This window comes from Deinococcus hopiensis KR-140, assembly GCF_900176165.1.
GTDB classification, from domain to species: domain Bacteria; phylum Deinococcota; class Deinococci; order Deinococcales; family Deinococcaceae; genus Deinococcus; species Deinococcus hopiensis.
Genome location: NZ_FWWU01000009.1, coordinates 3,041,862 through 3,060,226 on the forward strand (window position 1 = coordinate 3,041,862; position 18,365 = coordinate 3,060,226).

An 18,365-nucleotide genomic window follows, 5' to 3' on the forward strand; every position below is an offset into this window, starting at 1 on the left:
CAGCGCCCGCTGACACATCAAGCGCGCAGTGCCCGAGCCAGCTTGCCCCATGTTCACCGCTCCGCTCGCCTCGAAGGCGGCCTCGACGGGTGGAAGGTTCCGTCGTCGAGTTCGTCAAGCGTGATCCACTGGCGCTCGCCGCTCATGGGGATGGGTGCGGCCTGGGAAACCGTGCCCCGCTTTCCGGCCCGCACTTCCGCGAGGTGCAGGCTGGTGTTCTTCTCGTTGCCCAGCAGCACCCGGGCGTCCAGTCCGTACAGGTGGGCCAGGGGTGGGCCTTCAGCGAGAAGGGGAGTTCATGGTTCGCCGTTCCCTGCGGCGCGCGCGTTTGCCCCACGCCGCGAAGGGCGAATGCGGGTGACCGCTCCGGAGCACGTCCGGCCCGGTGCGAAAGGCCCCGGGCACCGCACCCACTTCCCCGCGTGGGCGTGCGGGCGGTGCGGGCGGGATCGAAGGCGGGCGTGGCAGATGGTGGGCTGCGAGCCCGCCGGGGCCGTGAGGCCCGTGCTATGGACGGGCGTGACTTCTGGCGTCAACACGTCTTCTGTACGCTTGAATCACGGCCACCGCTCCCCCATTCACCCGCCCCAGGGCGCGGAAATCAGCGGCGTGGCTTTCCCGGGTGCGCGGCGTGGGCGTGCGGGCGGTAGTCTCGGGCTTCGGGCTTCCCTTCTCAGGGTAGGGGCCCAACCCCACAGCCGCATGCGCCAAGTGGCACACATCCAAGCGTGGAAAGGGCAGATTCTCGCCCCTGGCCGCGCTGATAGACTCATCCGCATGACCGGGCCGCTGACCACCGCCGATATCAGGGAAAAGTACCTGTCGTTCTTTGAGAGTAAGGGGCACCTGCGCCTGCCCAGCCACTCGCTGATCGCCCCCGATCCCACCACGCTGTTTACCGTGGCGGGCATGCAGCCCTTCAAGGCGCAATTTATGGGTGCGCCCGCCCGGTTCTCCGGCCACGGTGAGAACAAGCGCGTCACCACCGCGCAAAAGTGCCTCCGCGTGGGCGATATCGAGAACGTGGGCCGCACCCTGCGCCACTGCTCACTGCTGGAGATGCTGGGCAACTTCTCCTTCGGGGACTACTTCAAGCGCGAGGCGCTGACCTGGGCCTGGGAATTTCTGACCGGTCCGGAATGGATGGGCCTGGACCCCTCCAAGCTCTACGCCACCATCTACGAGGATGACGAGGAAGCCTTCACGATCTGGACCAAGGAAATCGGGCTGCCCGAGAGCCACATCCTGCGTTTCGGTGCCGACGAGAACTTCTGGCCCGCTGATGCGCCCGCCAAGGGCCCCAACGGTCCGTGCGGTCCCTGCTCCGAGATTTTCTATGACCGGGGCCCCAAGTACGGCCTGGATACCTGGGCCGACTACGCCGAGACGCGCGAATCGGCGCGCTTCCTCGAAATCTGGAACAACGTCTTTCCCCAGTACGACCGTCAGGATCCGCAGCCTGATGGAACGCCCGTCCTGGCCGATCTGCCCTTCAAGAACATCGACACCGGCATGGGGCTGGAGCGCATCGCCACCGTTGTGCAGGACGTGTACGACTTTTACTCCAACGACGTGTTCGCACCCATCATCGCCCGCATCGCGGAACTGAGCGGCAAGCCCTACGAGGGCGTACAGAGCCTGTCGCACCGGGTGGTGGCCGAGCATATCCGCAGCGTTTCAATGACGCTGACGGACGGGGTGGCGTTCAGTCCAAATGGACGCGGCTCGGTCCTGCGAAAGATCATGCGCCGCGCCTCCCGCCACGCCTACCTGCTGGGCCTGCGCGAGCCGACGCTTTATAAACTCGTGCCCCTCGTCGTGGAGCGCATGGGCGGGGCGTATCCCGAACTGGCGCAGGAAGAGGCGCGCGTCACGGCGGCCATCCGGACGGAGGAAGAAGGCTTTCTCAGAACGCTGGAAAGCGGCATCCAACGCATCGGCAACATGCTCAACGGTCTGGAACGCGGCGCGGTCCTCTCCGGACAGAACGCTTTTCTCCTCTACGACACCTACGGCTTTCCCCTGGACCTGACCAAAGAAATTGCCGAGGAATACGGCGTCAGCGTGGACGAGGCCGCGTACGCCGAGAGCCTGGAAAAGGCGCAGGAAATCGCCCGCGCGGGCAGCAAATACGGCAAATCCGAACTGTTCGGCGGCAACCAGGAAGCGCTCGAAGGGCTGCCCGCCACGCAGTTTGTCGGTTATGACGAGCTGATCGCCGAGGGCGAGGTGCTGGCCCTCATCGGCGCGGGCGAACGGCTGGCGCATCTGCCGGCTGGCAGCGAGGCCACCGTGGTCTTGTCACGCACGCCCTTCTACGCAGAGGGGGGCGGCGAGGTGGGCGACACGGGCGCACTGGAATGGGACAGCGCCAATGGAGAGAGGGGACGCGGCCAGGTGCGCGACACCCGCAAGACCCCGGTGGGTGTGTTCCTGCACGACGTGCAGGTAGAGGAAGGCGAACTGAAGCCCGGCGACACGGTGCGCAGCGTCGTCTCGCGCGAGCGGCAGGCCATCCAGCGCCACCACACGGCCACCCACCTCCTGCACGCGGCCCTGCGCGCGGTGCTGGGGGCCGGGGTGCGGCAGGCGGGATCCCTGGTTGCCGCCGAGAGATTGCGCTTCGACTTCTCGCACGGCGCGGCGATGACGCTGGACGAGATTGCCCAGGTGGAGCGTCTGGTAAACCGCTGGGTGACCGCCAACTTCCCCGTGACCTGGCGCGAAATGCCCATTGAGGAGGCGAAGGCGGCCGGAGCCACTGCCCTCTTCGGTGAGAAGTACGGCGATACCGTGCGCGTGGTACGCGTGGAAGGCAGCGTGCCCTTCGGTGATACCACCGTCGCGAGCATGGAGCTTTGCGGGGGAACGCACGTTCGCCACACCGGTGACATCGGCGCGTTCGTGATCGTGGCCGACGAGAACGTGGCCGCCGGAGTGCGCCGCATTGAGGCCCTGGCGGGCGAGGCGGCGACGGCCTGGGTGCGCGAGCGTCTGCAAAGTGCAGCGCGCGTGGCGGGCCTACTCAACACCAGCGCCGAGGGCCTGGAAGCGCGGGTGTCCGGCCTCCAAGCCCAGCTCAGGGCGGCTCAGCAAGAAACCGCCCAGGTCCGCCGTCAGCTGGCCGAGGCGCAGATGGGCGGCGGGGGCAGCGCGCAGCAAGTCCGCGAACTGGGCGGGTTCAGGGTGGCGGCGCTCAAACTCTCGGGCATCGAGGGCAACGAGCTGCGCGGCGCAGCCGACAAGCTGCTGGATCAGTCGGGCGCGGACCTCGCCGTGATCGCCTCGGACAAGGGCCTCGTGGTCAAGGCCACCAAAGACGCCGTGGGCCGGGGCGCGCACGCGGGACAGCTTGCGGGCAAGCTCGCGGCGGCGGCGGGCGGCAAGGGCGGCGGCAGACCCGATATGGCGCAGGCGGGGATTCAGAATCCGGAAGCGGCGCTGGGGGCGCTGGATACAGCGTTCTGATCTCAGGACGAGGGGAAGGCTGGGGGCGAACGCCCCCAGCCTTCCCTTTATTCCACCCCCAACGCCGCCCGTTGCGCCTTTGTCAGCCCCTTCACGACGAGGGTGTGGCTCTCCCGAAGCAGTTCGGTAGCCAGCCCCTTCGGCAATGTGCCGTCCAGCCGCAGCGTGACCCAGTGACGCTTGTTGAGGTGGTGGCCGGGGGTAATGGCTCCGTGGGCCGCACGCAACTCCTCGCCGTACTCGGGGCGGACCTTCACGCTGAGGGCCACGGGATCGCCCTGCAGGTCCGTCAGGGCATACATCTTGCCGCCCACCTTGAACACGAGGGTGGCGGCGCCGAAGGGAAAGGTTTCCTGCGAGCCGGTCAGTTCGGCGCAGAGGGCCCGCACGTCGGCGATGAAGCGCATGCGCGCAGTATGGCGCGGGTCAGGAACCGGTGGGAGCGCGGCCCTGTACGGCGGCGAGGTCCCCGTTGGCCTGCACCGCCGCACTGTCCTGGCCGTGCGCCGAGAGCATGGCCTCCACCTGTCCGGCCCCCAGACCCTGACCCGAAGGCAACGGCGTGGGTGGAATCTCCCGCTCGGCGAAGTCGGTGGGGGCTGGGCCCTGGGCGGCGGACATGGTATCCGGAGCGAATTCCCGAGTTCGTACATTCGGGATGGGATTGATGGGCAGGGCGCCGCCTTTGGGATCGGTGGGCATACCCCAGCGTGCTCCCGAGCTGTCATGAAAGTCTGACGGTCCCCTCAAGGCTTCGTGATGAACTGACGCGTATGCGCGCCCTCCTGCCCCTGCTGCTGCCGCCTCTGCTGCTCGGCGCGGCCCCCACCACAGACGAGACGCTGAGGGTGGCGGTGCTGAGCGACTTCAACGGTTCCTACGGCAACACCACCTATCCGGCGGCCCTGAGCCACAGCGTGGGCCAGATCGTGGAAGACTGGAAGCCCGACGCCGTGCTGTCGGCGGGGGACCTGATTGCCGGGCAGAAGGCCCGCTTGACGGACGCGCAGGTGCAGGCGATGTGGGCGGCCTTTGACCGGGAGGTCCACGCGCCGCTGCGAAGGGCTGGACTGCCTTTCGGCTTCACCCTGGGGAACCACGACGCCTCACTGGCGCGGGACCGCCGGGAGGCGGCGGCCTACTGGAGGGCCCACCCGCCCGCCCTCACCTTTCTGGACCGCTCCGCCTTTCCCTTCCGCTTCAGCTTCCTGCTCAGGGCGTCGGGCCGGAGCCTCTTTGTGGCCTCGCTGGACGCGAGCAGCCCGGATCTGAGCGCAGATCAGCGCGGGTGGCTGGCCGCCCAGCTCGCTGCGCCCCAGGCGAAAGCGGCAGGCGCACGCATCGTCCTCGGCCACCTTCCTCTCGCCGGGATCAGCCGCGAGAAGAACAGACCCGGCGAAGTGATTCGCGGCGCTGTCCCCCTGCGCGAGGTAATGGAGCGGGGGCGAGTGCTGGCATACATCAGCGGCCACCAGGCGGCCTACTACCCGGGGCGACTGGGCCGGCTGAACGTCTTTGCCTCCGGAGGCATCGGCGGGCGTGATTACGTGGGATACCCAGGGACAGCCCGCTCCACCCTCAGCCTACTGACCTTCGATCTGCGTGCGGGTACGGCCACCTTCCGCACGGTGGATGCGGAGACGGGAGCGGAGGTGGCGACAGCTTCCCTGCCGGCGCGAATTCACGGATTGGGTGGACCGGTCACGCGGGTGGAGGCGTTGCGGTAGCGGCCGCGCCTCTACCCGCCGCGCGGCCGCATCAGGTCCTGTTCCCAGCACAGTCATTCGTACAGTTCCTCGGTCAGGGCTGGCTCCTCCAGGGCCAGCAGGGGCAACTGCTCCAAAGGTGTCTGCAAAAGAGGTTCTGCCTGCGGGAGGGCGTCAGCCCACGCAGGCGAACGCGGAGCTGCCCTCCACGGCATTCACCCCAACCGCCATGTCCCCACCCTGCAAATGCAGCAGCGCCCTCTTCCCTTCACCCGTAGCCCCTCACCTGCTGTGACAGCAAGCGGGCCGGAAGCGGGAAATCCCACCTCCAGCCCTCTGCCCTGGCCACTCTGCCTTCTGGGCCCTCAGGCCTCCGAGTACGTCTTCTCGATAGGCAGGCCCACGCCGTTGCCCCACTCGGTCCAAGAACCGTCGTAGTTGCGGACCTTGGGGTAGCCCAGCAGTTCGCGCAGCACGAACCAGGTGTGGCTGGAGCGTTCGGCGATGCGGCAGTAGGCGATGACGTCCTTATCGGCCGTCACGCCCTCGCCGCCGTACAGGGCCGCCAGCTCGTCAGCGCTCTTGAAGGTGCCGTCCTCGTTGGTGGCCTTGGCCCACGGAATGGAGCGTGCACCGGGAATGTGGCCGCCGCGCAGCACACCTTCCTGCGGGTAGGCGGGCATATGGGTGACCTTGCCGGAAAACTCATCCGGGCTGCGCACGTCCACCAGCGCACCCTGACCGCTCTGCACGCTTTCCAGATGCGCCTTGACCTCGTCGCGGTAGGCGCGCAGACTCTCGTCGCGCTGCAGGGCGAGGTAGGTCGTGGGCTCCACGCTGGGCGCGTCGGCGGTTACCTCACGGTTCTCCGCGATCCACTTCTGGCGGCCCCCGTTCATCAGCTTGAGGTTCTTCACGCCGCTGTAGCTCAGGAACCAGTAGGCGTAGGAGGCCCACCAGTTGCTCTTGTCGCCGTACAGGATGATCTGGTCGCCGGGCTTGATCCCGAGGCGGCCCAGCAGGGCGCTGACCTCATCGGCGGTGATGAAGTCGCGCTGGACCGGGTGCCACAGGTCACCTTGCCAGTCGAGCTTGACGGCCCCGGGGATGTGGCCGGTGTCGTACAGCAGAATGTCCTCGTCCACTTCGATCAGGCGGACGCCGGGCGTGTTGAGGTTCTGGGCCACCCAGTCGGTGCTGACGAGCACGTCTTTCGCGTATTCCATGTCGGTCTCCTTCGGCGGCGGCCCTCTTCCAGGCTCCCGCGACGCTGCCCCCGATTGTACCCACTTTGGGCAGCCGTTGACAAAAAAGGTCAACTGGACAGGGCTCACGTTGGAACGGGGAGGGTGAGGGGTACAGTGACGCCATGACCGACGCGGCCCCCCTGCCCGAGAAGCTCCAGAGCATCGTAAACCTCTTTCGCTCCGCCCCCAAACCCCTGCGCCTCCAGGCCCTGCTCGAGTACAGCAAGAAGCTTCCCAGCCTGCCCGAGAAGTACGTCGAGCACCCCGAATTCCTCCAGCCCGTCCCCGAATGCGCCAGCCCCTTTTTCCTGGTGACCGAGCGAACCGAGAACGGCGGCGTCAATATGTTCTTCAAGGTGCCGGAAGAAGCGCCCACGGTGCGCGGCTACGCCGGAATTCTGCACGAGGCCCTTCAGGGCGAGTCGCCCGAGACGATCTTGAACATTCCCGACCAGTTCTACATGGACATGGGCCTGACCGAACTTATTACGCCGATGCGCCTGCGGGGAATGGGGGCGATTCTGATGCGGCTGAAGAACGAGGTGCGGGAAGGGGCGTAGGAGCGGCCAACGGCCAGGCGGCCAGGGTGACTGGCCGTGCCCTTATTTCCTCGCCAGATGCGCTGCCCGCAGCGCCGCCAGCGCCCGCCCCCGGTGGCTGATGGCACGTTTCTCCGGCACGGTCATCTCGGCCAGGGTGCGGGTCTCGCCGTCGGGCAGGAAGAGGGGATCGTAGCCGAAGCCGTTCTGGCCGCGCGGGCCTTCGAGAATGGTGCCGGTCAGTTCGCCTCGGTAGGTTTCTACCTTGCCGTCCGGGTAGGCGAGCATGACCACCGAGACGAACCTGGCGCGGCGGTCCATTTGCCCGCGCAGGCGTTCGAGCAGGTAGACGTTGCGCTCCACGTCCGTCTTGAAGTTGCCGAAGCGGGCGCTGTACACGCCGGGCTGGCCACCCAGGGCCGCGACTTCAATTCCGGAGTCGTCGGCGAGAGCGGGAATACGGCGGGCAAAGGCGACGCTACACGCCTTGAGCTGCACGTTCTCCTCATAGGTGGTGCCCGTCTCCTCGGGCAGGGGCAAGTCTCCCAGGCCCTCCAGCTGCCAGCCCAGCCCGCCCAGCGCCTCCTCGATCTCGCGGACCTTGCCCGCGTTTCCCGTCGCCACGACGACGCGCATTCCCTGGCTGTTCATCACCCCAGTGTAGGCGAGCCCCAAAAGCGTGGCGTGAGCAGGGTCCCTCTAGACCACGTTCAGGGGGATCTCGGCCCGCACCCGCCACCGCGCCTCGCCCTCCCGCTTCTCGAAGAGGGTCACCGAGCGGTAGGTCTGCGCGTGGTGGGCCTGCACCAGCACTTCCAGGCGAGCGCGGAGGCCGGAGACGTCCTTACCTCCATACGGCTGCACCAGTGTGAAGTGCGGCTGCCACGAGTCCAGGCCACGCGGCGTACGCAGCAGCGCCATGCGCGCCTGCTCGAAGGGCCGCGCATATTTGCCTGCCGCCACCGGCGCGTCAAAGGGCGAGGCGGTGACGAAGCGCGTCAGGCGGGCCAGCAGCAGCGTGTGCAACGCCAGCAGCGGGGCATTCGCATCGAAGCGGTGCACCCAAGTGGTCTGCTCATCCCAGCCTTCGACGCGCCCGCCCGTAACAGTCAGCACCGCTCCCGGGGAGAGACAGGCGGCGCACGCCCGCACCTCCGCCTCGATGTCGGGCCAGCGCGAGGAACCGGTGTAAAAGCCCTCCACCACCGTCAGGTGTAGCCCGTACCGCCCGGCGTCACGCTGGTCTTCCCGCCGCAGGAAGTCTGGCAGCGCCACCTCCCGCTCCGCCCGCACGTCGTAACCGATCAGCTCCGTCCCCAGCCTGTAATAGGCATCCCCGGCGGGTGGGCAGAGGTAGACGGCGAACCGGGTGCCCTGCCGGTGATCAGCCATGTGGAGCCACCCGCCTTACTGGAAGCTGACTCCCCATCAAAACACCCGCCACCGGTAAAACAGCAGCGCCAGCCCTGCCGCCAGCATCGAGCCGATCCCCAGAACGATCCAGAAGCCCTCTGGGTTGCGCTGAAAGGGCAGCGGCACGTTCATGCCGAAAATGCTGGTGACCAGCGTGGGAATCGCCACCAGAATGGTGGTCACGGTCAGCACCTTCACCACCTGGTTGACGTTGTTGCTGATGACCGAGGCGAAGGCTCCCGCCATGCTGGTGAGGATGTTGCTGGCGATGTTCGCCATCTCAATGGCCTGCAGGTTCTCGATCAGCACGTCGTCAAGCAGGTCCGAGTCTTCCTCATACATCTCGAAGATACGGTCGCGCTTGACGCGCTCCATCATCGCCTCGTTCGCCTTGAGGCCGGTGATGAAGTACACCAGGCTCTTTTCAAGCTTCAGCAGGTCCATCAGTTCCTTATTGCGGGTGGCCGTCTCCATGCGGTCCTCGATGCGGTCCACGCGCTTGTTGATCTGCCGCACGTCGATCAAGAAGCGCTGGGCGTTGCGCAGGAACAGCTGGAGTGTCAGCCGGTTTTTCTTGACCGTGGAGACGCGGCGCACCATGCCGTTCACCACGTCCCTCACCACTGGATTCTCGGTGGCGCACACGGTGACCAGGCAGTGATCGGTGTGCAGGATGCCCAGCGGCACCGTGTCGTAGGGAATGTCGCTGTCCTCGCCAAGCCGGTAGCTCGTCTGCATGATGATCAGCAGCTGGCCGTCCTCACGCTCAAAGCGGGAGCGTTCGTCGGGGTCCAGGGGGTAACTCAGGTAATCGAGGTCCAGGCCCGTCTCCCGGCTGACGCGGGCGAGCTCCTCGGCGGTGGGGGCGGTGGCGTTGACCCAGCAGCCGTCGATGTAGCTGTCCATCACCTGCAATTTGCCGCCGATACTGCGGTAGTACGTCAGCATGGGCACGCGCCCTTAGATTGTGTGTCCTGCATGGTGCGTCCTCCGGGGGAGATGAGGCGTGAAGCGGCGCGGAGGGCGCGAACTGGGCGGTTCTTGGTCCGTCTGCGGTTCGAGATTCACGTTCATCACCTCCTCCGTCGGCCGCGCGGCGCTTCACACGCGGGCACCGCCTGCCATGCTAGCGGCGCGGAGGCGGGGGGAGCAAGGGTCAGCGTTACGCCGCACCTGCTGCCCCCATTTCACGAACCCCAGGGCACTTGACGTGAAGTGGACTTCACGTGCGAGGCTGGATACAGGAGGAACACCATGACCGAAACGCCCCTTCTGACGCTTGACACACTGGCGAAGTACCTGCGTGACAAGGAAGTCCAGCTGGACATCGAAGACAATGCCGGGCAACACTTTATCCGCATGGGGTGGCAGTTCGAGATGGGCGACGCCGCCGTGCTCATCTCCGTGAACGACGGCCCCAGCAACACCAGCCGCCTGGAGGTCACGTGCGTGACGCAAAAGACCTACGCCGACCGCCGCGAGGAAGTTGTGGCCCTGCTTAACGACCGCAACCGCGAGCGGGCCTTTTCCCGTTCCATTGATGCCGAGGGCAACGTCTGGCTCGAATACATCGGCCTCTATCCCACCCTGGTGGAGATGCCGCAGGACACCTTCGATACCCTCTTCGGCGGCGTACTGATGCACTTTCAGGAGGACTACGCCTCACTGGAAGGAATCACCCCCCACCTGCAGGCCTGAGCCATGGCTCCTACCGCCCAGGTCATCCGCCTGGCCCCGGGAGAGTTCGCCCAGCTCGTGGGCGAGTTTGCGGCCCGGCTGAAGGCGGACCCGGCCTTTGCGGACATGATGGCTGTGGTTTGCGGTGGCCCGGAGCGGCTGCAGCTGTTTCTCCAGCCGTCGGGGGTGGGCATGTCGCGCTTCGCTGGGCTGGTGGGCCTGCCCGCCTCCACCGTGCGGCACTACCAGCGGCTGGGGCTGGTCACGCCCTACGAGGTTCGGGGCAAATTCCGCTTCTGGGTCCACAACATCATTCAGGTGGAGTCGGTGGGGCAGTGGCGGGACCTGGGCCTGAGCCTCACCGAGATTCAGGCCCAGCGCAGCCACGAGCGGCTGGGCGGACAGGCACTGACCTGGAACGCGCTGACCCGCCACGGCCTCAACGCCCTCGTGATGGAAAAGGCCGTGCGAATCGGCGTGCCGGAGGTGCTCGGAGGAGGCCCACCCATGAACCCTCCTGAGGCCGGGACCGTCTGGCTGTCCCTACAAGAGGTGGGCTGGACGGCTTCCCGGGAGGTGGTCCGCCCCAGCATTCCCGGTGAGCGGCAGGATACGCCCCGCCTGCTCAACGAAATTCGCACGGCGCGGCGGCGGCTGGAACAGCAGCTCCAGCGGCTGACCGAACGGGTGGAACGGGCCCGGCGGCTGGAAGCAGCGTTGGAACGGGCGGGGCGAGGATAAGCGCGAAAAAGCCCCAGCATGGCGCTGGGGACACAGGGAAACCAGCCGTTACAGGCTTACAGCCCGAAGTGCGCGCGGTTTTTGACGATAAACTCTTCTTCGCCGCCGGGCACGTCTTCTTCAGGGAAGATGGCGCTGACGGGACAGGCAGGCACGCACGCGCCGCAGTCGATGCACTCGTCGGGGTGGATCACGAATTGATCGCCACCATCGTAGATGCACTCCACGGGGCAAACTTCGGTGCAGGCCTGGTCCTTGACACCTATGCAGGGACTGACGATGACGTGAGGCATGGGGCACAGTATGCACAGCCCCCCCGGGCCTGACAAGGCCGAGGCTTCCGAAAGCCAGACAACGGGTTGGCCCATGAGGACAGCGAAAAACCGAGTTTAAGAGTCGGGATTACCCCGAGACTGTGTGGCCCAGCTGCGCCTCCACCAGCGTCAGATCGGTCTCCTTGTCCACATCGGTGCCTATGGCGGCGTGAGGGGTGATCAGGGCGCGGGCCTTGACGCCGAGGATGGTGCTCACCCGGGCCTCCAGCTCGGGGACGGTCAGGCGGCGGGTCAGGAGCTTGACCAGCACGCCGGGGCCAATGAGTCCGGCAAGGCGCAGCGGGGCCTTACGCGCAGCGAGCACCTCGCGCAGCCGGGGCAGAAACTGGCCGATCAGGCCCGGGTCCAGCAGAAAGAGATTGCCGCCTGTGAAGGTGTCCTCGCGCAAGCGGGCGTAGGTGCGCTTGACGCCCGGGTAGGCCCGCTCGCACTCGGAGCGGCGCACCACCGGATAGACGAGGCCCGCGTCGGGGGGCGCGGAAGCCAGCACGTCCGCAATCTGCTCCGGGGTCACGAGCGGAATATCAGCGGTCACGACGAGGACACGCGCGCCGGACGCGAGGCCGGCGCGCGAGAGCTGTTCCACCCCTGCCTCGAGATTGCTCAACAGGGTGCCGTGATCGGTGACGCGCTCGTCGATCAGGGGGTCCATGTCCGGAAGGGTGGGGCCGACGTAGGCCACGCGGGCCACCCGCCCACTCCCGCGCAGGGCGCGCAGCACGTGCAGGGCCATTGGCTCGCCGCCCACAGGGAGCAGCGCCTTGACGGCCACGCCGTGCGCCGCTGCGAAGGGATCACCTGGATCACCCCCCCCGAGGACGACGGCGCTCCATAGGGTCCCTGAACCAGCCGCCGGTTGTGTCATGCCTGCGAGGGTAGCACCCGCCCCGCTTCACCTCCACCCGCCTTGACGGGCAGCCGGAGCGTGGCCGTGAAGCCCTCTCCGGGCTGGCTGCGCAACGCCAACGTGCCGCCGTGGAGCTCCGCCACCCGCCGCACCAGCGCGAGCCCCAGGCCATGGCCACCTGTGCTCCGGCTGGCATCGGGGCGGTAAAACGCTTCGCCCAGCCGGGCCAGCACCGCCGCGTCCACGCCGGGGCCGTCGTCGCGCACCTCCACCTCCGCGCTGCCCGCCTCCTCGCGCACGGTGACGAGAACCGACGCGCCGGGGGCGTGCAGCGCCGCGTTGGCCGTCAGGTTCCAGATTGCCTGTTCCAGCAGCACGCGGTCACCGGTTACTGTGACGGAACGGGGAGCTCCGAGATCCACATCCGCCTCCGAGGACAGTTCACGGGCGCGGTCCACCGCCTGCGCCGCCAGATCACGCAGGGGCACCGGGACCCGCGCCAGCGCCTCCGCGTCGCGGGCGAGCAGCAGCAGGTGGTTCGTGAGGTCCGACAGCCGCGTCAGGTCCTGCCCCAATTCGCGCAGGTCAGCGCGGTAGCGCTCGCCGTCGCGCTCCTGCGCGAGTGCGCCGTCCACCCGGGCGCGCAGAGCGGTCAGGGGACTGCGCAGATCGTGGGCCGCAGCGCGTAGAAAGTCGCGCTCGCGCTCGCGGGCCTCGGCAAGCCGGGCAAAGGAGGTCTGGAGGGTCAGGGCCAGCCGGGCGAGTTCGTCCTCGTCTCCCGCACCGGGCACCGGCTGCCGCAGATCACCCCCACTGCCGATGGACCGCGCCGCGCCCTCCAGCGCCCGCACGGGCCGCAGCAGGCGTCCGGCCACCGTCCAGCCCACCAGCAAAGACAGGGCCAGCGCCAGCGGCAACAGCAGGGCGAACGAGCGCGTAAAAGCCCGGCGCGCCTCACCCAGCGCCCGAGCGTCCGTCACCACGGTCAGGGCGGCGCGGTTCGCGCTCAGCACCCGCACCGCCACCAGCCGGTCACCAATCTGGTAGGTGCCGGGTTGGGCATTCAGGCGAATTCCTGCTGGAAAGCCCCGTGTACTCAACACTTCCGCCCGCCCGTTTCCGAGGGTCAGCAGCCGTACGTCCAGCCGCCGGGTCTCGGGGTCCGCATCCAGAATGGCCTCCAGATCGGCGGGAGCGAGCAGGCCCTGCGTGCCCATCAGCGCAGCGTACAGGTCATCCCCCCGGCCCAGCGACGCTTCTACCCGCGCCTGCACAGCTCCCACCGCACTGACCAGACGGTCTTGTTGCGCCTGAAGCAGAAAGCGGTCCACGGCGACGTACAACCCCAGCGCCACCAGTGCGGCCGCCAGCCCCGTCGCCAGCGCGGCCCACAGGGCAAGGCGCGCACGCAGGTTGAGCCGGAGCGCGGCCCTTCCCCCCACCTACCGCTCCACCCGGTAGCCCCGCCCCCGCTCGCTGCTGATTGCCTCGGGTGCCAGCTTGCGGCGCAAGTAGCGCACATACACGTCCACGATCCGGGCCTCACCACCGAAATCCGGCCCCCACACGCGGTCCAGCAGTTCTTCCCGCGTAAACCAGCGGTCCGGCGCGAGGGCCAGCGTTTCCAGCAGGGCGTACTCGCGGGCAGTCACGGCGGCCTCTTGCCCCTCCCACGAGGCGGTGCGGGCCACGGTGTCCAGCAGACCCCGGCCTCCAGCAAAGGTCACGCGCGCCGCTCCCTGTCCCCGCTCCCGGCGGGATAGCGCCCGCAGGGTGGCGAGCAGTTCGGGCACCGCGAAGGGCTTGACGAGGTAGGCGTCACCGCCGAGGTCCAGCCCCTTCACCCGGTCCCCGAGTTCGCCCCGTGCGGTCAGGAACAAGATGGCCGCGCCCACGCCGGCCGCGCGCACCTGCTGGGCCACCGCAAAGCCGTCCAGGCCGGGCAACATCACGTCCAGTACGATCAGGGGGTATTCGCCCAGCAGGGCCTCTTCCAGCCCCTCGGGTCCGGTCTGCCGCCATGTGACCGCGTAACCAGTCTCACGCAGGGCGGCCACCGTCGGCCCGGCGATGCGGGGATCGTCCTCGATCAGCAGCAGGCGCATGGGGCCAGTGTAGAGGGGCGGGTTAAACCCGGGTTAACGCTGGAAGGCCGCGCCCTCGCGTCCGTCTCCGGGGTGCAGGCACTGGCCTCGGACGAGATAAAGGCCTTTTTGCCCCTGCCCAGCGCCCTTTCCGGTCTCGCCGTGCTCAGCGTCACCCCGCTGCTCCCCCGCCAGCGGGCCGCGCCCGACGGACCCCTTTCCAAAGCCCGGTCGGGTCTGGGACATGGCGGGCCACGGAATGGGGCGCCCGGCGTGCCCTCCTCCATCACCGTGGGGAAGCGGAACACGGACGCGAAGAACGGCGCGCTGCAGGTCCGTGGTGACCAACGGGTCAGGGCCCACGTCCCGAGCGGCTTCTGGGTACAAACCGCTGGGCGTCGGGCGCCCGGACATCGCCGCCATCCGCCCCCACCTACGGGGCGGACCGGCGCATTGCGCACGAGGTGTGCACCGTGATGCGCCCGAAGAGCGTGGAGGCAAGCGCTTCACGTGCGCGTACATCCAGACCCTGCGCACAGGCGACGCCACCATCCACCACATCCAAACCGGCAACCGCGCGGGCCTGTCCAACCGCAGCCTGGTCCGCACGACGTCAATCTGCCCTCAGCCGGTCAGCCTCCGCATCAGCCCCCAGGCGAGCAGACCCGTCCCGGCCAACCCCAGGACCACTGTGGGCAGCAACCAGGGCATACGGCGTTGCAGCGACAGGCTCCGGGCGCGGGCTTCCGCGGGGACGGGGGCCGGGAGACCCCGCGCGGTCAGGGCCAGAACGGTGGGCACCACCAGCAGGTCGTCGCACCAGCCCAGCAGCGGAATGGCGTCGGGCAGCAGGTCCACTGGGCTGATGGCGTAGGCGAGGGCCAGCAGCGCCATCAACCGGGCACGGGCGGGAACGCGCCGGTCTCCCAGAGACAGCAGCAAGGTCAGCCCGCCCTGCCAGAACAGCCGCACGTTCCGAATCACGTGTCTGTATACGGGGAGAGGAGCGGCTCGGTTCCATCTGCTAGACTCATGGGCGGTCCGGGGCGCAAGGCGCGCCTGGCCCTGGAGGGAACCAGCGAAAGCAGCTCCCCACGTGGGAGTGGGCGTGTACCGCGAGGACACGCGAGAGACAGAAGCGGCCACATCACTGAAAACACGCCCCCACAGGGGCGGTGTGATGATTTGACCCGTTCTGGTGCCTCTCCACCCGGTTCGGGGCGTTGGCGTTTGGTTCCCGTCCCCGACCTGTGCTAGGCTTTTTCACTGGTGACTCGCCACCGCCCACAGCGGCCGGGGCGAGCAAGAAGAATCCGCGCCCCGAGCAGCGTTTTCGGGCCGTGCGGCAGGAGGACATGGGATGTTTGCAATTATTCAGACGGGCGGCAAGCAGTACCGCGTGCAGGAAGGCGACGTGGTGCGCGTGGAAAACCTGGAGGGCGAGGCGGGCCAGAGCCTGGACCTCAAGCCCCTCTTTGTGGGCGGCGAGCAGGCGGTCTTCGGCGAGGGTGCCGGGCAGTACACGGTCAGCGCTGAAATCGTTGAGCACGGCCTCGGGCCGAAGATCTACATCCGCAAGTACAAGAGCGGCGTGCAGTACCGCCGCCGCACCGGCCACCGCCAGGGCTTCACGGCGATCCGGATCACGGGCATCAAGGGCTGAGGTGAACTGAAATGGCACACAAGAAAGGCGTAGGCTCGTCCAAGAACGGACGTGACAGCAACCCCAAGTACCTCGGCGTCAAGAAGTTCGGCGGCGAGAAGGTCGTGGCCGGGAACATCCTGGTTCGCCAGCGCGGCACCAAGTTCAAGGCGGGCGCAAATGTGGGCATGGGCCGTGACCACACCCTCTTTGCCCTGACGGACGGCAAGGTCGTCTTTGCCAACCGGGGTGAGAAGGGCCGCTTCATCAGCATCGAAGCGGTGCAGACCGAAGTCGCCGCCGACTGAAGTAAGCGGCGCGCAGTGAGGAGGGGGCCGGGCCTGCGGGCTTTCGGTCCCCTCCTCACTGTGTTGAGCGCAGTGGCTAAACTGAAATCGAGTGTCGCCTGACCGCCCTTTCCCGGGGCCAGCCAGGCGTAAAGGAGCAGGTATGGCGTTTCGAGACGTACTGGACATTGAAGTGGCGGCCGGGAGTGGCGGTGACGGGAGCATGAGCTTCCACCGCGCCAAGTACATGGAAAAGGGCGGCCCCGACGGTGGGCACGGCGGGCGCGGCGGCAGCATCATCCTGCGCGCCATCGAGGGTGTGGAAAGTCTGGAGCGCCTCGTGGGACAGCGCAAATTCAAAGCCGAGAACGGGCGCTACGGCGAAGGCAGGTTGCGTCAGGGAGCGGACGGCCAGGACACGTACATTGAGGTTCCGGTGGGCACCACCGCCTTTGACCGTGACAGCGGTAAGGTCATTGCGGACCTCGTGCGGGTGGGCCAGGAAAAGGTGATCGCGCAGGGAGGTTACGGTGGGCGCGGCAACAGCACCTTCACGAGCAGCACCCGGCAGGCCCCACGTTTTGCCGAACTGGGCACACCGGGGCAAAAGCGCCGCGTGCGCCTGGAACTGCGCCTGATCGCCGACGTGGGCCTGGTGGGCTACCCCAACGCGGGCAAGAGCAGCCTGCTGGCGGCCCTCTCACGGGCCAATCCGGCAATTGCCGATTACCCCTTCACCACCCTCTCCCCCATCCTGGGCGTGGTGGAAAGCGAGGACGGCGAGCAGCGCTTCACGATGGCCGATATCCCCGGGATCATCGAGGGCGCGTCAGAGGGCAAGGGCCTGGGGCTGGAGTTCCTGCGCCACATCAGCCGCACCCGGCTGCTGGTGTATGTGCTGGACGTCACCCGGGACCCGGTGGAGGAACTGCGGCAGCTTCAGAACGAGCTGCGCGCCTATGACGCCACCCTGCTGGACAGCGTGGCGGCCATCGCCCTGAACAAGACTGAACTCGTGGACACGGACATCACCGCGATGGTGGAGGACGAACTCGCCACCTTCGGCCTGCCCGTGCTGCCCGTGAGTGCCAAGGAAGGCCTGGGCCTGCCGGAACTGCGTGACGCCCTGTTCCAGCTGCTGCCCGACCGCGAACTTTGGGCGCAGACGCACGCCCTGGAAGAAGACGTGGAGGACGTGCGCGAGGAGCCCCTGACCCTCACCTTCCGCGAGGACGCACCCGAACGCGGGGCGCCGGTCCCCGAACGGGTCTGGGAAGTTCACGGCGGAGGCTTCGAAGCCCGCCTGACCCGCTTTTCCCGCCACCTGGAAGACGCGGCCGAGTACCTGTCGAACCTCTTCAAGCGTCAGGGTCTCTACGCGGCCCTCAAGCGCGCGGGGGCCCGCGAGGGCGACACAGTGGAGATCGGCACCTTCCGCTTCGAGTATTTCAACGACGAGGAGTGAGGCGCGTGCTCTAGAGCATGTGTCAATGTGCGGACCTTTTTTGACCGAGCCCGGCGAGCGAACTTAAATGCGCATAGGGTCAAACCGTCTGGGGCGGGCGAAACATCTCAGCCTTCAGACGGTCTGACCTTTGGCCCTTCAGGCGGTGCGTCAGCGCTTCTTGGTCAGAATCCGCACGCTGATCACCTGATCGGCCACCGCGCCGGCAATGTCGGCGTTGCTCTGGTCCATGGTGCGGGTCAGCTTTTTCAGCACGTCGTCGCCCTTCACGACCTTACCGAAAATGGTGTGCTTGCCGTTCAGGAAATCCGTGGGCGCGAAGGTGATGAAAAACTGCGAGCCGTTGGTGGCGGGACCGCTGTTGGCCATCGCCAGCACGCCGGAGCCGGTGAACTTGAGGCGGGTGCGGAACTCGTCGGCGAACGAGTAGCCGGGACCGCCCGTGCCCCAGGTGGCCTTCTTACTCGGATCTGTGCTGCCCGGGTCGCCACCCTGGGCCATGAAGCCCTCGATGACGCGGTGAAAGCGCGTGCCGTCGTAGAAATGGTTGCGCGCCAGATAGACGAAGTTGTTCACCGTGACTGGCGTTTCCTGCTCATACAGGTCAATCAGAATCTGGCCCTTGCCCGTATCGAACAGCGCGTAGTAATCCTGCCTCCCCTGCAGCGCCAGGGCGGGCGCGGCCTTGAAGGTGCGCACGGGCTTGCTGGAGAGGGGCGGAACCAGCGTGTAGCCCGCCGGGAGGGGGCCTGGCTTGGTGCTCGCGGCGCCGGCCGGAGCCTTGGTGGCCCCCGCCTTGGTGGTCTGCGCCTGCGTGGTCTGGGCAGCGGCCGAAGCGAGCAGGGCGGCGAGCAGCACGGCGTGGATAGAAGCGGCCTGTTTCATTCAGGAGCAGTCTAGCGGCTCCTGAATGG

At 67.4% G+C, this 18,365-nt stretch carries 22 protein-coding genes; 8 read left to right on the forward strand and 14 right to left on the reverse strand.

Annotated elements, in window-relative coordinates; translation table 11 throughout:
* Positions 1–53: 53 nt before the first annotated feature.
* Together B9A95_RS28220 and B9A95_RS37330 are read right to left on the reverse strand one after the other, a co-directional pair.
* Complete coding sequence (locus tag B9A95_RS28220) at positions 54–239, reverse strand: hypothetical protein (RefSeq protein ID WP_084050638.1); 186 nt, start codon at positions 237–239, stop codon at positions 54–56.
* 40 nt (positions 240–279) lie between these two features.
* Complete coding sequence (locus tag B9A95_RS37330; RefSeq protein WP_425429972.1) at positions 280–414, reverse strand: AAC(3) family N-acetyltransferase; 135 nt, start codon at positions 412–414, stop codon at positions 280–282.
* Between the two features lie 363 nt (positions 415–777).
* On the opposite strand from B9A95_RS37330, the gene alaS reads away from it, so the two are divergent.
* Entirely contained in the window at positions 778–3,468 is a 2,691-nt protein-coding gene (alaS, locus tag B9A95_RS28230) for an alanine--tRNA ligase (RefSeq protein ID WP_084050642.1), read from the forward strand.
* A gap of 47 nt (positions 3,469–3,515) precedes the next feature.
* Here the strand turns inward: alaS and B9A95_RS28235 are convergent, their stop codons facing one another.
* On the reverse strand, positions 3,516–3,875 hold the full coding sequence (locus B9A95_RS28235) for an MmcQ/YjbR family DNA-binding protein (protein ID WP_084050644.1): 360 nt from the start codon (positions 3,873–3,875) through the stop codon (positions 3,516–3,518).
* 19 nt (positions 3,876–3,894) lie between these two features.
* Entirely contained in the window at positions 3,895–4,170 is a 276-nt protein-coding gene (locus B9A95_RS28240; RefSeq protein ID WP_084050646.1) for a hypothetical protein, read from the reverse strand.
* Positions 4,171–4,241: 71 nt separating this feature from the next.
* Here B9A95_RS28240 and B9A95_RS28245 point away from each other — a divergent pair, with 71 nt between their 5' ends.
* Entirely contained in the window at positions 4,242–5,195 is a 954-nt protein-coding gene (locus B9A95_RS28245) for a metallophosphoesterase family protein (protein ID WP_084050648.1), read from the forward strand.
* Between the two features lie 344 nt (positions 5,196–5,539).
* Here B9A95_RS28245 and B9A95_RS28250 read toward each other — a convergent pair whose 3' ends face one another.
* Entirely contained in the window at positions 5,540–6,400 is an 861-nt protein-coding gene (locus tag B9A95_RS28250; protein WP_084050650.1) for a sulfurtransferase, read from the reverse strand.
* A 143-nt stretch (positions 6,401–6,543) separates the two neighbouring features.
* Here B9A95_RS28250 and B9A95_RS28255 point away from each other — a divergent pair, with 143 nt between their 5' ends.
* Positions 6,544–6,981, forward strand: coding sequence for a SufE family protein (locus B9A95_RS28255; protein ID WP_084050652.1), 438 nt, complete (start codon positions 6,544–6,546; stop codon positions 6,979–6,981).
* Between the two features lie 42 nt (positions 6,982–7,023).
* Here B9A95_RS28255 and rdgB read toward each other — a convergent pair whose 3' ends face one another.
* The 3 genes from rdgB to B9A95_RS28270 form a co-directional block, all read right to left on the reverse strand.
* Positions 7,024–7,596: an RdgB/HAM1 family non-canonical purine NTP pyrophosphatase gene (rdgB, locus tag B9A95_RS28260; protein ID WP_084050653.1), complete on the reverse strand. Its 573-nt coding sequence runs from the start codon at positions 7,594–7,596 to the stop codon at positions 7,024–7,026.
* Between the two features lie 63 nt (positions 7,597–7,659).
* Positions 7,660–8,352 carry a hypothetical protein gene (locus B9A95_RS28265; RefSeq protein WP_084050654.1) on the reverse strand — a complete coding sequence of 231 codons (693 nt, stop codon included), beginning with the start codon at positions 8,350–8,352 and terminating at the stop codon, positions 7,660–7,662.
* A gap of 36 nt (positions 8,353–8,388) precedes the next feature.
* Entirely contained in the window at positions 8,389–9,321 is a 933-nt protein-coding gene (locus B9A95_RS28270; protein WP_084051032.1) for a magnesium transporter CorA family protein, read from the reverse strand.
* 306 nt (positions 9,322–9,627) lie between these two features.
* Between B9A95_RS28270 and B9A95_RS28275 the strand changes: the two genes are divergently transcribed.
* Entirely contained in the window at positions 9,628–10,071 is a 444-nt protein-coding gene (locus tag B9A95_RS28275) for a YbjN domain-containing protein (RefSeq protein WP_084050655.1), read from the forward strand.
* Positions 10,072–10,074: 3 nt separating this feature from the next.
* The gene (locus B9A95_RS28280) at positions 10,075–10,791 is read left to right on the forward strand and encodes a MerR family transcriptional regulator (protein ID WP_084050656.1); all 717 of its coding nucleotides are present in this window, start codon (positions 10,075–10,077) and stop codon (positions 10,789–10,791) included.
* Positions 10,792–10,847: 56 nt separating this feature from the next.
* Here B9A95_RS28280 and B9A95_RS28285 read toward each other — a convergent pair whose 3' ends face one another.
* The 5 genes from B9A95_RS28285 to B9A95_RS28310 form a co-directional block, all read right to left on the reverse strand.
* Positions 10,848–11,084: a ferredoxin gene (locus tag B9A95_RS28285; protein WP_084050657.1), complete on the reverse strand. Its 237-nt coding sequence runs from the start codon at positions 11,082–11,084 to the stop codon at positions 10,848–10,850.
* Positions 11,085–11,193: 109 nt separating this feature from the next.
* Positions 11,194–11,991 (reverse strand): nucleotidyltransferase family protein, encoded by a 798-nt coding sequence (locus B9A95_RS28290; protein ID WP_084050658.1) that lies wholly within the window; start codon positions 11,989–11,991, stop codon positions 11,194–11,196.
* The gene (locus B9A95_RS28295; RefSeq protein ID WP_084050659.1) at positions 11,988–13,415 is read right to left on the reverse strand and encodes a sensor histidine kinase; all 1,428 of its coding nucleotides are present in this window, start codon (positions 13,413–13,415) and stop codon (positions 11,988–11,990) included. Before B9A95_RS28295 ends, B9A95_RS28290 begins: the two co-directional genes overlap by 4 nt.
* Positions 13,416–14,078 (reverse strand): response regulator transcription factor, encoded by a 663-nt coding sequence (locus tag B9A95_RS28300; protein WP_084050660.1) that lies wholly within the window; start codon positions 14,076–14,078, stop codon positions 13,416–13,418. It abuts the gene before it with no gap.
* A gap of 603 nt (positions 14,079–14,681) precedes the next feature.
* The gene (locus B9A95_RS28310; RefSeq protein ID WP_084050662.1) at positions 14,682–15,041 is read right to left on the reverse strand and encodes a YkvA family protein; all 360 of its coding nucleotides are present in this window, start codon (positions 15,039–15,041) and stop codon (positions 14,682–14,684) included.
* Between the two features lie 376 nt (positions 15,042–15,417).
* On the opposite strand from B9A95_RS28310, the gene rplU reads away from it, so the two are divergent.
* The 3 genes from rplU to obgE all read left to right on the forward strand — a co-directional run bounded on the left by rplU (position 15,418) and on the right by obgE (position 17,451).
* The gene (gene rplU / locus B9A95_RS28315; RefSeq protein ID WP_084050663.1) at positions 15,418–15,720 is read left to right on the forward strand and encodes a 50S ribosomal protein L21; all 303 of its coding nucleotides are present in this window, start codon (positions 15,418–15,420) and stop codon (positions 15,718–15,720) included.
* Between the two features lie 11 nt (positions 15,721–15,731).
* The gene (rpmA, locus tag B9A95_RS28320) at positions 15,732–16,007 is read left to right on the forward strand and encodes a 50S ribosomal protein L27 (RefSeq protein WP_084050664.1); all 276 of its coding nucleotides are present in this window, start codon (positions 15,732–15,734) and stop codon (positions 16,005–16,007) included.
* A gap of 142 nt (positions 16,008–16,149) precedes the next feature.
* The gene (gene obgE / locus B9A95_RS28325) at positions 16,150–17,451 is read left to right on the forward strand and encodes a GTPase ObgE (RefSeq protein ID WP_084050665.1); all 1,302 of its coding nucleotides are present in this window, start codon (positions 16,150–16,152) and stop codon (positions 17,449–17,451) included.
* Positions 17,452–17,601: 150 nt separating this feature from the next.
* Here obgE and B9A95_RS28330 read toward each other — a convergent pair whose 3' ends face one another.
* Positions 17,602–18,336 carry a peptidylprolyl isomerase gene (locus B9A95_RS28330; RefSeq protein WP_084050666.1) on the reverse strand — a complete coding sequence of 245 codons (735 nt, stop codon included), beginning with the start codon at positions 18,334–18,336 and terminating at the stop codon, positions 17,602–17,604.
* Positions 18,337–18,365 lie beyond the last annotated feature (29 nt).